This is a genomic window from Gordonia sp. WA4-43 (assembly GCF_020520305.1).
Taxonomy (GTDB): Bacteria; Actinomycetota; Actinomycetes; order Mycobacteriales; family Mycobacteriaceae; genus Gordonia; species Gordonia hongkongensis.
Window position 1 is genome coordinate 628,065 of record NZ_CP084736.1, and the last position, 17,398, is coordinate 645,462.

Sequence of the window (17,398 nt, forward strand, 5' to 3'; positions counted from 1 at the left end):
CCCTCGGGACGAAAACGCGTCGTCGTTCGTTGTCCACGCAGACCCTGACGTCAACGGGTGCCGAAGGGCACCGAAGGACAGGTGAAGCACCATGGCTCTCCGCTGGTTCGCGGCCTACGCCGTGCTGGAGATCGCCGCGTTCGTCGCGATGGTCATGACCCTCGGATTCGGCTGGGCGGTGCTCATCAGCCTCGCCGCCGTGGTCCTCGGATTCGTCGTCCTGCGCTGGCAGGGCGGCAAGGTCTTCGACGAGTTGCGCCGCGCGTCGAGAAACGAGGTCGACGCCCGCGCCCCGCTGGCCGACACCGCGCTCGTCGCCGTGTCGACCATCCTTTTGGTCGTCCCGGGCGTCGTGTCGACCGTGGCCGGGACCCTGCTGCTGTTCCCGCCCACCCGTCGGGTGATGCGTCCGGCCGTCGCCGCGGTGGGTGCCCGCCGTGTGGCGACCGCGATGGACCGGGCCGGGATGTATGCCACCGGTGTCTACGGCGCCGGACGTGGCGCGACCGTCGTCGAGGGTTCCGTCGTGGAATCCGACACGTCCGAGCCGGGGTCGCCGTCGGCACCGCCGCACACCCGGGGCCTACCGCAGGGCCGCTGAACAGGTCCTGATCAGCCGACGGGTCGGCACCACGCCGCCCGCGCCGCCGACACGCACGTATCCGGACCGCTCGCCACCCTCCTCCGACGGCAAGGCACACTGAACGATCGTGGCAACCCAACTGCTCCTCGGCGGCGCCGTGTACTCGCCGGCCGCCCCCGACGCGACCGCGATGGCCGTGACCGACGGAATCGTCGTCTGGGTCGGGACCGACGACGTCGGCCGCGCACTCCATCCCGACGCCGAGGTCATCGACCTCGACGGGCACTTCGTCAGTCCCGGGTTCGTCGACTCCCACGTCCACTTGACGTCCACCGGGCTCGGACTCGACGGCCTCACCCTGAACGAGGCGTCGAGCCGCACGCACTGCCTGCGGCTCGTGGAGAAGGCCGTGGCCGCCGAGTCCGCCCATGACGGAGGCGACCTCATCTGGGGTCTCGGCTGGGACGACTCGACGTGGGCGGGCGCCGAACCCGACGACGGTCGCTTCCCGACGACCACCGAGCTCGACGCCGTCGTCGGGACCAGGCCGGTCTACCTCGCCCGGATCGACGAGCACTCCGCGGTGGCGTCCACCGCGCTGCGACGCCTGATCCCGGACCTGGCCGACGCCGTCGGCTATCACCCGGAGGAGCCGCTGGTCGCCGAGGCCCACCACCTCGTCCGCGGCGCGGCCCGCCTGCTGGTCACCGCGGCGCATCGCGAACGTGCGCAACGCCGCGCGCTCGACGGGGCCGCCGCCCACGGGGTGGTGGCCGTGCACGAGAACGGCGGACCGGACATCAGCGGCATGGACGACTTCCTCGCGCTCGCCGAACTCGACCATCCCGTCGAGATCCGGCGCTATTGGGGCCAGGCCGTCACCGACGCCGACCACGCCCGCGAACTGATGTCGATCACCCGGGCCGATGCCCTGGGCGGTGACCTGTTCATCGACGGTGCCATCGGCTCCCACACCGCGTGGCTCTCGGAGCCATACACCGACGATCCGCACACCAGCGGTATCAGCTACCTCGACCCCGACCAGATCCGCGATCACCTGCGCGCCTGCACGATCGCGGGCATCCAGGCGGGCTTCCACGTCATCGGCGACGCCGCGACCGGTGTGGTCGTCGGCGCACTCGCCGAACTCGCCGACGAACTCGGCACGCCCGCGCTCGCACGCTGTGCGCACCGGCTCGAACACGCCGAGATGGTCACCGCCGCCGACGCCGAGGTCCTCGCCCGCTGCGGCGTCATCGCCAGCATGCAACCGTTGTTCGACGCCGAATGGGGCGGTCCGGGCGACCTGTACGACGCACGTCTCGGGGCGAGCCGTGCGGCCACCCTCAACGACTTCGCGATGCTGGCCAAAACCGGTGTCGCGCTGTCGTTCTCGTCAGACGCACCGGTGACGGCCATCGACCCGTGGTCGACCATCCGGGCCGCCGTGCACCATCATCAGCCGACCAATGCGATCTCGGCGCGCGGCGCGTTCGCCGCGACGACCCGCGGCGGCTGGCGGGCCGGGGGAGTCAACGACGGTGTCACCGGGACCCTGACGCCCGGCGCCCCGGCGAGTTACGCGGTGTGGGAGGTCGACGAGCTCGTCGTCGCCGGATCCCACGAGAAGGTCCAGCGGTGGTCGACCGATCCGCGGTCGCGGGTGCCCGCGCTGCCGGACGTCTCACCGGGGGCCGCGCTGCCGCGCTGCGTGCGCACCGTGCATCGCGGCCGGACCCTGTACGACCGGGACGCCGGGTGAGTCCCCCGCGGGTCTCCCGATCCCGGATCTCACGGTCCTGGCTCGCACGTACCGGGACCGCCGCCGCCGCGGGTGTCGCGATGTGGGCCGCGTTCCCACCCCGCAACTGGTGGTTCCTCGCGGTCCTCGGCCTCGGCCTGTTGTTCGCCGCACTCTTCGTCGGGTCGCCCCGGGTGCGCACCGGCGCGTGGATCGGCTTCGTCTTCGGGCTGGCGTTTTTCGTGCCGCTGTTGCCGTGGATCGGCGTCTACGTCGGTCCGCTCCCGTGGCTCGCCCTGGCCGCGGTGCTCGCCGTCTATCTCGCGCTGTTCGGCGCGATCGCCACCCTGACGATGCGGCTTCCGGTGCCTCCGGTGTGGTTCACGCTGTCGTGGGTGCTCGTCGAAGCGCTCCGTTCCGCCTTTCCGTTCGGCGGGTTTCCCTGGGGGAGAACCGCATTCAGTCAGGTCGACGGACCGCTGCTGCCGCTGGCCTCGGTGCTCGGCGCGCCGGGGTTGTCAGCAGGTGTCGCACTGTTCGGCTCCGCGGTCGCCTGGCTGCTCGTGATCCTCACCCGGGCGTACCGGCGCACGACGACCGCCTCCGACCCCGAGCACGCCGACGGTCCGGGACGGTCCACCGAACGTTCCTCGGGCGTGGTGCGCATCGCGACCGCCGCGGTGGCCATCGCGCTGCTCGCACCGATCGCGGCCATCGCGGCGACCCCCGCCAGCCTCGACCGCAACATCGCGACGTCCTCGGCCCGGATCGGTGCCATCCAGGGCAATGTCCCGCGACTGGGTCTGGATTTCAACGCCCAGCGGCGCGCTGTCCTCGACAATCACGTCCGCACGACGATGTCCCACGGCCGGGCGATCGACACCGGGCAGACCGAGCAGCCCGACTTCGTCCTGTGGCCGGAGAACGCCTCGGACATCTCGCCGCTGGACAACGCAGACGCGGCCGCCGGGATCACCGCGGCCTCCGAGGCCGTCGACGCGCCGATCCTGGTCGGCACGCTCATCCGCAACCCCGATGGCCGACCCACCAATTCGGTCCTGGTCTGGGACGGCGCGCAGGGCCCGGTCGACCGCTACGACAAGCACATCGTCCAGCCGTTCGGCGAATACCTCCCGTGGCGGCCGTTCTTCCGCCTGTTCTCGTCGTATGCGGACATGGCCGGAGACCTCCGCCCCGGCACCGGACCCACGGTGGTCGATGTGCCCGGTCGCTCGGGGACGGTGACCGTCGGTGTCGCGACCTGCTGGGAGGTCGCCTTCGATCGGGCCGCTCGGCAATCCGTCCGGGACGGCGCGCAGATGCTGTTCGTGCCCACCAACAACGCGACCTTCGGCCGGACCGAGATGACCTACCAGCAGTTGGCCATGTCACAGGTCCGGGCCGTCGAACACGGGCGGTCCGTGGTCGTCGCGGCCACCAGTGGGGTGAGCGCCGTCATCGAGCCGGACGGATCCATCAGCCAGCAGTCCGGCATATTCACCGCGGACGTGCTGACCGGGCGTCTGCCACTCCATGAGGACATGACCCTCGCGACCCGCCTGGGCCCCTGGCCGGAGGTGATCGCGATCATCGCGGCGGTGGCCGGGCTTTTGTTTGCGCTGCGCTCGCGTACTAGGTTCTCACTCAGGCCACGCAGGGTCGCCGCACGGGCGACCGGTGACACGAAGGAGCTCGATGGCATCGGGGATTGACGCCACGGCAGGGCAGCGGCGGCCCGACGACGCGCCGCAACGCGTGGTCGGCGCCGACGGCACGGGCGCACTCGTCGTCGTGCCGACGTACAACGAGCGCGACAACCTGCCGCTCATCATCGGACGTCTACAGGACGTGCTGCCAGGGGCGCATGTCCTCGTGGTCGACGACTCGAGCCCGGACGGCACGGGCGATGTCGCCGACGACCTTGCTCGCGCCGACGCGGCGACCCGGGTCCATGTCATGCACCGCGTCGACAAGGACGGCCTGGGCAAGGCGTACCTCGCCGGCTTCGCGTGGGGACTCGACCGCGACTACGCCGTCATCGTCGAGATGGACGCCGACGGCAGCCACGCACCCGAGCAGCTGCACCGCCTGTTCGACGCCGTCAACGACGGCGCGGATCTCGTGATCGGGTCCCGCTATGTCCCGGGCGGCAAGCTGGTGAACTGGCCGAAGCGCCGGGAGTTCCTCTCCCGCGGTGCCAACACCTATGCCCGTCTGGCTCTCGGTGCGGGCGTCCACGACATCACCGCCGGGTTCCGCGCCTATCGCCGCATCGTGCTGGAGAAGATCCAGCTCGACACCGTCGAGTCCGCGGGTTATTGCTTCCAGATCGACCTGGCGTGGCGCACGGTGCGTGCCGGCTTCGACGTCCGGGAGGTGCCGATCACCTTCACCGAACGTGAGATCGGGGTGTCCAAGATGAGCGGCGGCGTGATGTCCGAGGCGTTCACGATGGTCGCCCGCTGGGGAGTCCAGAGCCGCCTCGAGCGCTGGGGACTCGTCCGGACGCGATGATCCGCTGAGCAGACGGACAGACCCGGCAGGATGTCCTGCCGGGTCTGTTCGGTTCCGGGCGTCGGGCCCGCGGGTGTCAGTTGGTGATGCCCTTGCGCCGCTGCTTGAGCAGGTCGAGGCGCTCGTTGAGCAGCACTTCGAGCTCTTCCTCGCTGCGACGCTCGAGCAGCATGTCCCAGTGCGTACGCGGCGGCTTGGTCTTCTTCTCCTCGGGCTCGGCGCCCTCGAGGATGGTGCCTTCCATGCCGTTCTTGCACGGCCACTTCGACGGGACCTCCGCGTCGTCGGCGAACGGCACGTCGAAGATCTCGCCGTTGTCGGTGCGGTACTGGACGATGCGTCGCGGCGCGAGGTCGTGGTCACGATCGGTCTCGTAGCTCACCGCGCCGAGGCGGCTACCCCGAAGTACTCGATCTGCCATGAAGGGTTCCTCTCAACTTCGTCGGATCTCCCGGTCTGCCGGGAGATCTCTGTTGCATTCCAGGATCGCGCGCAACGCTGCGCACGACTTTCGGGTCGTCAACAGGAACATTCTACGCGCATTCCTGCGTGGGTTCGCCACCGGCGACGACCCGTGTTGTCCAACCCGCTCGGCGGGGCCGCCGCCGGGAGCGCAGCGAGCGGGGCCGGTCGTGACAGCGGTACGGTCTCGGTGTGGAACCAGGCACTACGCACGGCGTACAAACGGGCGCATCGCGTCGGCGTCGGCCGTACGCCTGCGCCTGGTGCGGCCGCACGATGGTGGACTCCGAGATGGGGCGTCGGCGGAAGTACTGCAAGCGATCGTGCAGGCAGCGTGCTTACGAGCAGAGAACGCTGCTGGAGGGCACATCCATTCCCGACGACGCGGTGATTCTCTCCTCGGCGGAGGCCGCCGACTTCGGCGACCGGATGTTCGCGCTGCGGTGCGCCGCGGAGGACCTCGGCACCGCGGTGGCCGAAGGTGCCGAACACGACGTGCTGGCCGACCTCACCGACACTCTGCTCGAACTCGCGCGGGAAGCCGAGAAGCTGCGGTGACCGCGCGCATCTTCGCGCCCTCGCTCGTCGTCACGCTCGTGGCCCTGGTCGTCGCCTACCTCTACCTCGGCTGGACCGGCCTCGCCCTGTGCGCCATCCTCGGCGTGCTCGAGGTGTCCCTGTCGTTCGACAACGCGGTCATCAACGCGACGATCCTCGAACGGATGAGCGCGTTCTGGCAGAAGATGTTCCTCACCGTCGGCGTGCTCATCGCCGTGTTCGGCATGCGTCTCCTGTTCCCGCTGGTCATCGTGTGGATCACCGGAGGTCTCAACCCCGTCGAGGCGCTCGACCTGGCGATGAACCCGCCGCCCGAAGGGCAGACGCATTTCGCCGACGGTCAACCCAGCTACGAGACGATCCTCACCGAGGCCCACCCGCAGATCGCGGCGTTCGGCGGCATGTTCCTCCTGCTCCTGTTCCTCAACTTCGTGCTCACCGAGCGCCCGCAGACCTGGCTCACGTGGCTCGAGAAGCCGCTCGCCACGCTCGGCAAGCTCGACCAGCTCGCGGTCGTACTGGCCGCCCTGGCTCTGGTTCTCACCGCCGAGTTCCTGGCGCCGGACGAGAGCCGCGCGACCGTCCTGATCGCCGGAATCCTGGGCATGGTCACCTACATCACCGTCGACGGGCTCAGCTCGCTGTTCATGGCCGAGCCGGAATCGGACGAGCCGGAATCAGACGCGACGGAATCAGGCGGGCCCGGATCACACAGGTCCGGATCGAACGGCTCCGGTCCGCACCCGGTGACCGTGGCCACCGGCAAGGCCGGGTTCTTCCTGTTCCTCTATCTCGAGCTCCTGGACGCGTCGTTCTCCTTCGACGGGGTGATCGGCGCCTTCGCCATCACCTCCGACCCGATCATCATCGCGTTGGGGCTCGGATTCATCGGCGCGATGTTCGTGCGGTCCATCACGATCTACCTCGTCCGCAAGGGCACGCTGGGGGAGTACCGCTACCTCGAACACGGTGCGCACTGGGCCATCGGCGCGCTGGCCGCGATCCTGTTGATCAGCATCGAGATCGAGATCAACGAGGTGATCACGGGGCTCGTCGGCGTGGCGTTCATCGGCGCGTCGCTCGCCAGCAGCATCCGCGCGAACCGGCGCGAAGCGCGTGCCGGGACCGGCGATCGACTGGCCGTCTGAGCTTCTCCCCGGCCGTCCTCGAACGTGCGGTGAACATCTGCGGGACCTTTGGAATCAGCATGGGTCGCCTGCTGTCTTCTGTCGGTCGACAGGTGTAGAAATGACGACGTCGGTGACGTGTGTCACGCTGGAGCCGAAGCCGAGTGGCTCCGCGACACAGGTCCGGGTTTCAGGTCGAAAACGCAGATTCGGTGGTCTTCATGGACAGCAAACAGCAGCAGATGATCCAGTTCGAGACGGACTGGTACTCCCTGGGCGGGGGCTCCTCCCGGCAGATCGTCGAGGAGTTCGGCCTCACCGATCGGGACTTCTTCTCCCAGGTCGACCGCCTCGTCGACACCGACCCGCCGTCGGGATTGACCGCTGCGGAGCTGCGCCGCATGCGCCAGGTCATCCGCCGTCGGCTGTGGATGGCCCGCTGATCCCAGCCCGCGCGCTGCCCGGGGGATAATCGACGGGTGTCCTTCTCCGATGACGATCTCGAAGCGTTCTATCGCGATGTCGAGGCACGCACGGCGTTCCGCGAGCAACCTCGACGCCGGCGCCGCGCCGGCATCGACTATCCGGCCTGCCCGACGCCGGACAAACTGCCGTTCGCCTCGCCGGCCGACGCTCGTGAGGGCATCGATCGACTCCGGCGCCACCTCATCGGTACCGCTCCGGAGCTGCGCTACTACGAGTGCTCTTGCCGCGCTTGGCATATCACCAGCTCATCGCAACTGATCCATCGACGGGTGCCGCCGGCGCCGGCTCGTCGTCGGAAGGGTAAGAAGAAGCGGTGACGATTCCGCCCGCCGGCCCGCACGCACTCGTCGACCTCGCGAGCGACGACCCGTCGACGACCGCCGAGACCTACCGGCGGTTGCTCGGACGCGAGGTCGGTACGGGCGCCGACGGCCGGCGAGTGGTGAGCCTCGGCAACGTCGCCCTCTCGATCCGGCCGTCGGCCGGCGAGCCCGACACCCACGACGTGTACTTCACGGTCGACGACGTCGCCGCGTCCCGGCGTCTACTCGGCCGGCGCGGGTATCCGCTTGGGGACACCGTCCTCGGAGCGCTGGGTGAGACCAGTCCGGTCGGGATCGCCGAACGACACGAGTCCGGAGCCGCCGTTGACGGCGATCTGACCGGCCTCGACCATCTGGTCTTCACCTGCGACAACCGCGATGTCGCCGTCGCGCTGTTCGCCGGCTCCTTCGGCCTCGATTTCCGTCTCGACCAGCCGTTCGGGCAGGGCGCCCGCCAGCTGTTCTTCCGGCGCGACGACCTGATCGTCGAGGTCGTCGCCGCGCCCCGTCCGCCGGCCGACCAGGTGCCGTCGTCGCCGGTCATGCTCTGGGGTGTGGCATGGCGGTCGACCGATGTGGACACGACCCACGCGCGTCTGACGGCCGACGGACTCGATCTCAGCGAGGTCCGCATCGGTCGCAAGAAGGGCACGCGGATCTTCACGGTTCGCCACCGCGAACTCGCCACGCGGACCGTGGTCATCGGTCCCGACGCCTGACCCGACTCGTTTCAGTAGCCGAAATCCGACAAAAGGTGGGTTTTCGAGAACGCCTGCGCTAATCTGACTACAAATGTTGTCGAATTAGCAGTTTCCGAGACCGATGTTGGGGGCACCATGACCGCGGTACACGAAGAACGGACAACGTCCGAACCCGCAGCAAGTGACTTCGTGGCGGGCGAGCCGCTGCTGAACCACCGCGACGACGAGATCGAGCTGATCCCGCCGGACTCGCTGACCGCCAAGCTCACCGGCATGTACACGTTCCTCCCGATCAACGGGGCGGCGTTCGTGATGCAGGTGATGCACCCGGTCATCGGCGACGTCGTCGGCAAGTACTCGGTCTTCCGCACCGACCCCGTCGGACGTGCGATCCGCTCCGCCGACTCGGTGCTGCGCTGGACCTACGGCGGCCAGGAAGCTCTCGAAGAGGGCAAGCGTCTCCGGAAGCTGCACCAGCCGTTGCAGATGCGCAACTCGGAGGGCAAGCACATCAGTGCACTCAACCCGGAGGCGTACGCCTGGGTGATCGCCACCGCGCTGCCGACGATCGAGACCGCCGCGCCGCTGGTGCTGGGCCGGCACTTCACCCTCGACGAGCGCAAAGAACTCCTGCGGGACAACCGCCGCATCGCCAAGATCGTCCAGGTACCGATGAAGAACTACCCCGAGACGCTCGAGGAGTTCGACGAATACTTCGACGACTTCATCGAGAACAAGCTCGTCCGGCACCCGGTCGCGCTGGAACTGATCGGTCAGATGCGCGCCGCGCCGGTCGTCCCGAAGTCGGTGCCCAAGGCGTTGCGCCCCGCCGTGAAGAAGGCCGCCGCCACCGCGTCGGTGCCGTTCCAGAACTTCAACTACCTGACCACCGTCGGCGTCATGGATCCGCGCGTGCGGGAGATCCTGGGTCTGAGCTGGTCCGACGCCGAGCAGCGTCACCTCGAGCGGATTCATCGCAATCTGCGATTCGCCTACCGCACCCTGCCGGAGCGGCTGACGTACTTCCCGCTGGCCTATCACGCCCGGCGTCATCACGACGCGATCCAGGCCATGAAGGTTCGCGAGAAGGCAAGCGCTGCCTACCAGTACCACCCCAAAGAGGGTGCGGCGCACCAGGGCTGAGCGCTCCCGGTCGGTCTGGTCACGTCGTCGGGGGCGTGACCAGACCGACGACATGGTCGGCGATCGCCAACGACGACGTGATGCCCGGCGACTCGATACCGAAGAGGTTGACCAGGCCCGCGATGCCGTGTGACCGCGGACCCTGGATCACGAAGTCGCCGGCACCGGCACCCGGCCCGGCGACCTTGGGTCGGATCCCGGCGTAGGCGGGCACCAGGGCGTTGGCCGGCAAGTGCGGCCAGTACGTGCGGATGGCTCGTTCGAATGCGTCGGCGCGCGCCTCGTCGACGGCGTAGTCGAGTTCCTCTCCGGCAATCGCCCCGTCGGGGGACGGCGTCAGCCATTCGACGTCGGGGCCGAATCGGGCCTCGCCGGCGAGATCCATCGTGTAGTGCACGCCCAATCCGCCGTCGGCGGGGATCGGGTAGACGAGGTGACGGAACGGCGCCCGGACGCCGGACAACCCGAAGTAATTCCCCTTGGCGAGGAAGCGCGGCGGGATTCGGCCGCCGAAGCCGGCCAGCGCCCGGGCCACCTCCCACGCGCCGATCCCGGCACAGTTGACGAGCGTCCGGGCGGAGGCCGATTCGCCGTCCGATGTCTGCACGGTGACCCCCTGTGCGTTGATCTGTCCGCCGATCACCCTGCTGCGCAACGCGATCGCGCCACCGTGTGCCTCCAGGTCACGCACCAGTGCACGCACCACACCGTCGACGTCGACGATCCCGGTCGACGGTGAGAACAGAGCCGCGACGCCTGCGACTGCCGGTTCCCGGTCGCGCAGTTCGTCCACTCCGATCCGTCGAAGGTCGGAAACGCCGTTGGCCAGACCGTGTCGGAGCAAGACGTCGAGGCGTTCGCTCTGAGTGCCGTCGGTGGCGACGATGAGTTTGCCCGGCCGCGCCCACGAGACGCCGTGCTCGTCGCAGAATCGGGTCAACTGCTCGCGACCGCGGACGCACAGTTCCGCCTTCAGGCTGCCCTCGGGGTAGTAGATGCCGGCGTGGATCACCTCCGAGCTTCGCGAGGTCGTCTGCGCGCCAACCGAATCTATGGCCTCGAGGACGACGACGTCGCGTCCTCGCCGGGTGAATGCCCGCGCCACCGCCAGCCCGACGATGCCGCCGCCGATCACGAGGCAGTCGACCTCCACACGCTCCGTCGTCGCGTGCTCGGCCCGGTGGATGCGCGTCACCGCTCGTACCTCCTCGTCGCTTCTCGTCGAGTTCCGTCGGCCACGGTATCCGGGCAAACCCGGCGGCGTGGGGCAGACTGGGGTGATGCGGTATTCGGAGGTTCTCGCGATCGTGCAGGCCGGTGGACGTGGTTCGCGGATGGAGGTGCTGACCGATCGGCGGGCGAAACCCGCGTTGCCGTTCGCGGGCAACTATCAGCTCATCGACTTCCCGCTCTCCAACCTGCACCACAGTCACATCGACGACGTGTGGTTGTGCGTGCAGTACGAGGCCGAGACCATCACCCAGATCGTGGCGGGTGGCCGTCCCTGGGATCTGGACCGCACGAGCGGCGGGTTGCGCGTGGTGATGCCGGAGCAGACCGACGCCCCGGAAACCGAAGACGGCTTCGCGACCGGCAACGCCGACCTGCTGTATCGCATCCGCGGCCGCATCGCCGCCCACGCACCGGCCGAGGTCATCGTCATGAGCGCCGACCACGTCTACGACTTCGACTTCCGCGACGCCATCGAGACCCACCGCCGCCATGGCGCCGAATGCACTGTGGTCACCACGACGTGTCCTCTCGACGAGGCTGCGCAGCACGCCACCGTGAAAGCCCGCCGCGACGGGACCGTCCGCGAGTTCCGCTACAAACCCGAACGCGCCACCACGCGCACGATCGCCACCGAGATCTTCGTCTACGACCCGGCCGTGCTCATCGAGGGCCTCGAGTACCTGGAGAGCCGGACGACCGAGGGGTCCCCGAAGGACGACACCGGCCTGGGCGACTTCGGCGAACACCTGGTGCCCTGGTTCGTCGACCGCGGCAAGACGGTCGCCCACGCGATGTCTGGCTATTGGATCGACGCCGGCCGTCCTGAGACCTACCTGCAGGCGCACCGCGACCTCATCGACGGGTCCCTCGACGTCTTCCGCGCCGACCGGCCGATCCTCACCAACCAGCCGCAGCGCCCGGCCGCGCGTATCGAGACCGGGGCGGTCGTCGAGGACAGTCTCGTCAGCAGCGGCGCCCACGTGCACGGAACGGTCCGACGCAGCGTTCTCGGACCGGGTGTGGTCGTCGAAAAAGGTGCGGTCGTGGCCGATTCGGTGATCTTCGGTGACGTTGTCATCGGCGCCGGCGCGTCGGTCGCATGGTCTGTCCTCGACGAACGGGTGCGCGTCGGCCCGAACGCGGTGATCGGCGGGCACCCGCGGACACGCCCGGTCCCGACCGAGAAGATCACGTTGGTCGGGATGGATACGCAGATCCTGCGCGGTGCCCGGGTGGCATTGGGAGACCGCGTCGAGCCGGGTCGCCGCATCCGGTGACCCGGGCCGACCTGTTCGCGACCGCGCGGCACTGGCGGGACCACGATCCGGACCCGTCGACCCGAGCCGTGCTGACCGATCTGATCGACGCGGCCGTGACCGGTGACGTCGCCGCCGCCGACGATCTCGCGGCCCTCTTCCACGGACCGCTGACCTTCGGCACCGCCGGCCTGCGCGGCGAGGTCGGTGCGGGCGAGTCGCGGATGAACGTCGCCGTGGTCACCCGCGCCACGGCCGGTGTCGCGCGGTATCTGCTCGACACGGTCGGTCCCGACGCGCGTGTCGTGGTCGGGTGCGACGCCCGGCACGGATCGGCCGAGTTCTTCGACGCGGCAACCGAAGTGCTTGCGGCGCAGGGGCTCACGGTGTTCGCGCTGCCACCCCGGTTGCCGACGCCGGTCACCGCTCATGCGACGCGTGCGCTCGACTGCGACGCCGGTGTGATGATCACCGCCTCGCACAACCCACCGGCCGACAACGGTTACAAGGTGTATCTCGGCGGGCGTGTCACCGACGATGCGGGCAGGGGAGTGCAGATCATCGCGCCGGCCGACGCCGACATCGCGGACCGGATCGCGCAGGCACCGCCCGCCGACGAGGTGTCCCGCGACCCCGCGGCGGTCATCCACCTCGACGACGAGACCGTGCGGACCTATGTCGAGCGCACCGCGCGGCTTCGACCCGGCGGCGGCCCGTCGCCGGTGCGCGTCGTACTGACGCCGATGCACGGGGTCGGGGGTGCGGTCGCCCGAGACGTGTTGCGGGCCGCGGGAATCGGCGACGTCCACGTGGTGGCGGCGCAGTCCGCTCCCGATCCGGACTTCCCGACGGTGCCGTTCCCGAACCCGGAGGAGCCCGGTGCCCTCGACCTCGCGCTCGATCTCGCACGCGACGTCGACGCGGACGTCGTGATCGCCCTCGACCCCGATGCCGACCGCTGCTCGGTGGCGACGGTCGGTCCCGATGGGCAGTGGCGGCAGCTGACCGGCGACGAGATCGGCGCGCTGCTGGGGGAGCAGGCGGCACGGGATGCGACGCGCCCCGGTGACACCCTGGCGTGTTCGATCGTGTCGAGCCGGCTGCTCGGCCGGGTCGCCGCGGTCCACGGGCTGCGGTTCGCCGCGACGCTCACCGGCTTCAAGTGGATCGCCCGGACTTCCAGCCTGCGTTTCGGTTACGAGGAGGCCATCGGCTACTGCACCGACCCCGACACCGTCCGCGACAAGGACGGCATCGGTGCGATGGTCCGGGTCATCTCCCTCGTCGAGGAACTCGGGAAGGACGGCCGCACGCTGACCGACGAACTCGACCGGCTCGCCCGTCGCCACGGCCTGCATGCCACCGCACCGTTGACGATCCGCGTCGAGGACACCGCTCTGATCGGCGAGATGATGCAGCGCCTGCGTTCGTCGCCGATCGAACGACTGGCCGGCTCGCCGGTGGTGGAGAACCGCGACCTGGCACATGGATCCGCTGATCTCCCGCCGACCGACGGCGTCCTGGTGCGGACCGCCGCCGACGACCGCGTCGTCGTGCGTCCCTCCGGCACCGAGCCGAAACTGAAGTGCTATCTGGAAGTCGTCCTCGACTGCCCGGGCGGCGCCGTACCGCGGGACGAGGCCGCACGCCGTCTCGACGCCCTCGGTGCGGACATCTCGGCGGTGCTCGGGGTCTGAGCGCACTACGATCGATCCGTGCCGCGAACCGATTCCGATCAGCGCCTGCGCGACCTGACCCTGCTGCGTCGGGTCCGCGATCGCATCGACCGCGAGTACGCGCAGCCGCTCGACGTCGAGGCGCTCGCGCGCGGGGTGAGCATGTCGGCCGGTCACCTGAGCCGGAAGTTCCGCCAGACCTACGGCGAATCGCCCTACTCGTACTTGATGACTCGCCGTATCGAACGGGCGATGACGCTGCTGCGGCGCGGCGACCTGACCGTCACCGAGGTCTGCTTCGAGGTGGGCTGCTCGTCGTTGGGCACGTTCAGCACCCGGTTCACCGAACTCGTCGGGGTCCCGCCGACGGTCTATCGCGAACAGTCGGCCGACGCGACGGACGGGATACCGGCGTGCCTGGCGAAGAACATCACGAGACCGATCAGGAATCGAGAAGCACAGCGCGGGTGAGACTGCCTAGCCTGATCGCATGAACATCACGATCCAATACACGTTCCTCCCACACACCGACGGCGACGCCGCCCTGGGCTTCTACCGCGACCTCCTCGGTTTCGAACTCCGCAAGGATGTCGGCTACGAGGGCATGCGGTGGCTGACCGTCGGCCCGCCCGGACAGCCGGGCACGTCGATCGTCCTGCATCCGCCGGCTGCCGATCCCGGTATCTCCGAGGAGGAACGACAGACGATCCTCGAGCTGATCGCCAAGGGGAGTTACGGCGCGCTGACGCTGGCGACCGACGACCTCGACGGGCTTTTCGAAAAATTGCAGTCCAGCGGCGTCGACATCGTGCAGGAGCCGATGGATCAGCCGTATGGCGTGCGCGACGCCGCCGTTCGTGATCCGGCGGGCAACCTCATCCGTATCGACCAGGCCGGCTGAGAGATGTGCGGACCCGGTCGATACCCGCCCCCGGAAGCACTCGGCGCGGTCGTCGACCGACAACACCCCGCGGACGTGTCCTCCACCCTGGTTAGATCGACCGGGAGTCCGCGCACCGACCTCGCGGCAACGGACCTCCGGAATGACACGAGCACCCCGAACGCCGACGACCGCCCGCCCGCGGTCGCCACATTGATGGAGAGACGATGAGCCGAACCGCCACCCGTCCCGCACGGAAGGTCGACGCCGTGCGGGCCGACGGCATTCACCCCGCCGATACGCACGACATCATCCGCGTCCATGGCGCCCGGGAGAACAACCTCAAGGACGTCAGCGTCGATCTGCCGAAGCGTCGGCTGACGGTCTTCACCGGGGTGTCGGGTTCCGGGAAGAGTTCACTGGTCTTCAGCACCATCGCCGCGGAATCCCAGCGCCTCATCAACGAGACGTACAGCGCGTTCGTCCAGGGCTTCATGCCGTCGATGGCTCGTCCGGACGTCGACATCCTGGAGGGTCTGACGACGGCGATCATCGTCGACCAGGAGCGGATGGGTGCCAACGTCCGGTCGACCGTCGGCACAGCCACCGACGCGAACGCGATGCTGCGTATCCTGTTCAGTCGCTTGGGAACTCCGCACATCGGTTCGCCGCAGGCGTTCTCGTTCAACGTCGCCTCGATCAGCGGGGCGGGTGCGGTGACCATCGAGAAGGGCGGGCAGAAGGTCAAGGAGCGTCGAAGCTTCTCCATCACCGGCGGCATGTGCCCGCGATGCGAGGGACGTGGCGACGTCTCCGACTTCGACCTCACCGCACTCTACGACTCGTCGAAGTCGCTCAACGAGGGCGCGCTGACGATCCCCGGCTACTCGATGGACGGCTGGTACGGCCGGATCTACCGCGGCTGCGGCTTCTTCGACCCCGACAAGCCGATCGCGAAGTACACCAAGAAGCAGCTCAACGACCTGCTCTACAAAGAGCCCACCAAGATCAAGGTCGAGGGCATCAACATCACCTTCGAGGGTCTGATCCCGAAGATTCAGAAGTCGATGCTGAGCAAGGACCGTGAGGCCATGCAACCGCACATCCGTGCCTTCGTCGACCGGGCGATCACCTTCGCGCAGTGCCCGGACTGTGAGGGCACCCGCCTCACCGCCGAGACCCGTTCGTCGAAGATCAAGGGCATCAGCATCGCCGACGCATGCGCGATGCAGATCAGCGATCTCGCCCAGTGGGTCGCCGACCTCGACGATCCGTCCGCGGCCCCGCTGATCACCGCGCTGCGAGACCACCTCAACGCGTTCGTCGACATCGGACTCGGCTACCTGTCCCTGGAACGCCCGGCCGGCACCCTGTCCGGCGGAGAGGCGCAGCGCACTAAGCTGATCCGTCACCTCGGTTCGTCGCTGACCGACGTGACCTATGTGTTCGACGAGCCGTCGATCGGTCTGCACCCGCACGACATCACCCGGATGAATGATCTGCTGCGCGCATTGCGGGACAAGGGCAACACGGTGCTGGTGGTCGAGCACAAGCCGGAGGTGATCGCGATCGCCGACCGCGTCGTCGACATCGGCCCGGGAGCGGGCACCGACGGCGGCACGATCGTGTTCGAAGGCACCGTCGACGAACTGCGGGCCGCGGACACGCTCACCGGGCGCCACCTGGAGGACCGCGCCGCCGTCAAGGACGAAGTCCGCACGCCCAATGGTCATCTCGAGGTCCGCGGGGCCGACGCCAACAATCTGCGCGATGTCGACGTCGACATACCGCTCGGTGTGCTGGTCGTGCTCACCGGCGTCGCGGGCTCGGGCAAGAGTTCGTTGATCAACTCGACGGTCGCCAAGGAGGGCGGGGTCGTCTCCATCGACCAGAGCGCCATCAAGGGGTCGCGGCGTTCCAATCCGGCGACCTACACCGGTCTGCTCGAGCCGATCCGCAAGGCGTTCGCCAAGGCCAACGGCGTGAAACCCGCCTTGTTCAGCGCGAACTCGGAGGGTGCCTGCCCCAACTGCAACGGTGCAGGCGTCGTCTACTCCGACCTCGCGATGATGGCCGGCGTCGCCGCGCCCTGCGAGGTGTGCGAGGGCAAGCGATTCCAGGCCGAGGTGCTCGACTACACCTTCGGCGGCCGCAACATCAGCGAAGTACTCGAGATGTCGGTCGCCCAGGCGGAGACCTTCTTCGCCGACGGCGATGCCAAACTCCCGGCGGCGCACAAGATCCTGCACCGGATGGTCGACGTCGGGCTCGGTTACATCAAGGTCGGTCAGCCTCTGACCACCCTGTCCGGCGGCGAACGCCAGCGGTTGAAGTTGGCCGGTCACATGGGGGAGAAGGGCGACGTCTACATCCTCGACGAGCCCACCACCGGCCTCCACCTCGCCGACGTGGAACAGCTCCTGGGGCTGCTCGACCGTCTCGTCGACTCCGGAAAGTCGGTGATCGTCATCGAGCACCATCAGGCCGTGATGGCCCACGCCGACTGGATCATCGACCTCGGCCCGGGCGCCGGCCACGACGGCGGCCGGATCGTCTTCGAGGGCACACCCGCCGATATCGTCGCCGACCGATCGACCCTCACCGGTGAGCACCTCGCCGAGTACGTCGGTGCCTGACACCGGGGATCCCGAACCACAAAACTGCTGGTCACATGCCAGAGGAGCAGAAGGATCTGAGCGATCTTGGCGTTGACAA

Annotated in this window: 17 protein-coding genes; 15 read left to right on the top strand and 2 right to left on the bottom strand. The window is 68.6% G+C overall.

All coding sequences use genetic code 11. The features are described 5' to 3' along the window. Positions 1–91: 91 nt before the first annotated feature. From LEL84_RS02925 to LEL84_RS02940, 4 genes are all read left to right on the top strand, one after another. Complete coding sequence (locus tag LEL84_RS02925) at positions 92–601, top strand: FxsA family protein (protein WP_065632035.1); 510 nt, start codon at positions 92–94, stop codon at positions 599–601. Positions 602–710: 109 nt separating this feature from the next. Beyond that, positions 711–2,345: an amidohydrolase gene (locus LEL84_RS02930; protein ID WP_226513284.1), complete on the top strand. Its 1,635-nt coding sequence runs from the start codon at positions 711–713 to the stop codon at positions 2,343–2,345. Continuing rightward, positions 2,342–4,036: an apolipoprotein N-acyltransferase gene (gene lnt, locus LEL84_RS02935; RefSeq protein WP_226513285.1), complete on the top strand. Its 1,695-nt coding sequence runs from the start codon at positions 2,342–2,344 to the stop codon at positions 4,034–4,036. The genes LEL84_RS02930 and lnt overlap by 4 nt, the downstream gene beginning before the upstream one ends. Continuing rightward, positions 4,020–4,838 carry a polyprenol monophosphomannose synthase gene (locus LEL84_RS02940; protein ID WP_137810800.1) on the top strand — a complete coding sequence of 273 codons (819 nt, stop codon included), beginning with the start codon at positions 4,020–4,022 and terminating at the stop codon, positions 4,836–4,838. Before lnt ends, LEL84_RS02940 begins: the two co-directional genes overlap by 17 nt. A 76-nt stretch (positions 4,839–4,914) precedes the next feature. On the opposite strand, the gene LEL84_RS02945 is transcribed toward LEL84_RS02940, so the two are convergent. Further along, a complete protein-coding gene (locus LEL84_RS02945) occupies positions 4,915–5,259 on the bottom strand; it encodes an RNA polymerase-binding protein RbpA (RefSeq protein ID WP_058250448.1) in 345 nt (114 codons plus the stop codon). 317 nt (positions 5,260–5,576) lie between these two features. Here LEL84_RS02945 and LEL84_RS02950 point away from each other — a divergent pair, with 317 nt between their 5' ends. The 6 genes from LEL84_RS02950 to LEL84_RS02975 all read left to right on the top strand — a co-directional run bounded on the left by LEL84_RS02950 (position 5,577) and on the right by LEL84_RS02975 (position 9,638). Continuing rightward, on the top strand, positions 5,577–5,858 hold the full coding sequence (locus LEL84_RS02950; RefSeq protein ID WP_065632033.1) for a hypothetical protein: 282 nt from the start codon (positions 5,577–5,579) through the stop codon (positions 5,856–5,858). After that, complete coding sequence (locus LEL84_RS02955) at positions 5,855–7,006, top strand: DUF475 domain-containing protein (RefSeq protein ID WP_226513286.1); 1,152 nt, start codon at positions 5,855–5,857, stop codon at positions 7,004–7,006. The genes LEL84_RS02950 and LEL84_RS02955 overlap by 4 nt, the downstream gene beginning before the upstream one ends. A 200-nt stretch (positions 7,007–7,206) precedes the next feature. Next, a complete protein-coding gene (locus LEL84_RS02960; protein ID WP_065632045.1) occupies positions 7,207–7,428 on the top strand; it encodes a DUF3263 domain-containing protein in 222 nt (73 codons plus the stop codon). Between the two features lie 36 nt (positions 7,429–7,464). Further along, positions 7,465–7,788, top strand: a complete 324-nt coding sequence (locus tag LEL84_RS02965) for a hypothetical protein (protein WP_226513287.1) — start codon at positions 7,465–7,467, stop codon at positions 7,786–7,788. Next, complete coding sequence (locus LEL84_RS02970; RefSeq protein ID WP_226513288.1) at positions 7,785–8,513, top strand: VOC family protein; 729 nt, start codon at positions 7,785–7,787, stop codon at positions 8,511–8,513. The genes LEL84_RS02965 and LEL84_RS02970 overlap by 4 nt, the downstream gene beginning before the upstream one ends. A gap of 117 nt (positions 8,514–8,630) precedes the next feature. After that, complete coding sequence (locus LEL84_RS02975) at positions 8,631–9,638, top strand: oxygenase MpaB family protein (protein WP_226513289.1); 1,008 nt, start codon at positions 8,631–8,633, stop codon at positions 9,636–9,638. Positions 9,639–9,657: 19 nt separating this feature from the next. On the opposite strand, the gene LEL84_RS02980 is transcribed toward LEL84_RS02975, so the two are convergent. After that, the gene (locus tag LEL84_RS02980) at positions 9,658–10,890 is read right to left on the bottom strand and encodes an NAD(P)/FAD-dependent oxidoreductase (protein ID WP_226513290.1); all 1,233 of its coding nucleotides are present in this window, start codon (positions 10,888–10,890) and stop codon (positions 9,658–9,660) included. 28 nt (positions 10,891–10,918) lie between these two features. Between LEL84_RS02980 and LEL84_RS02985 the strand changes: the two genes are divergently transcribed. The 5 genes from LEL84_RS02985 (at position 10,919) to LEL84_RS03005 (ending at position 17,319) form a co-directional block, all read left to right on the top strand. Next, complete coding sequence (locus LEL84_RS02985) at positions 10,919–12,148, top strand: glucose-1-phosphate adenylyltransferase family protein (protein WP_165630078.1); 1,230 nt, start codon at positions 10,919–10,921, stop codon at positions 12,146–12,148. Next, positions 12,145–13,824, top strand: a complete 1,680-nt coding sequence (locus LEL84_RS02990) for a phospho-sugar mutase (RefSeq protein ID WP_413466930.1) — start codon at positions 12,145–12,147, stop codon at positions 13,822–13,824. The genes LEL84_RS02985 and LEL84_RS02990 overlap by 4 nt, the downstream gene beginning before the upstream one ends. Positions 13,825–13,842: 18 nt before the next feature. Then, complete coding sequence (locus LEL84_RS02995; RefSeq protein WP_065632279.1) at positions 13,843–14,274, top strand: helix-turn-helix transcriptional regulator; 432 nt, start codon at positions 13,843–13,845, stop codon at positions 14,272–14,274. 19 nt (positions 14,275–14,293) lie between these two features. Beyond that, entirely contained in the window at positions 14,294–14,704 is a 411-nt protein-coding gene (locus tag LEL84_RS03000; RefSeq protein WP_137810807.1) for a VOC family protein, read from the top strand. A gap of 206 nt (positions 14,705–14,910) precedes the next feature. Further along, the gene (locus tag LEL84_RS03005) at positions 14,911–17,319 is read left to right on the top strand and encodes an ATP-binding cassette domain-containing protein (RefSeq protein WP_226513291.1); all 2,409 of its coding nucleotides are present in this window, start codon (positions 14,911–14,913) and stop codon (positions 17,317–17,319) included. The last annotated feature ends 79 nt before the right edge of the window (positions 17,320–17,398 follow it).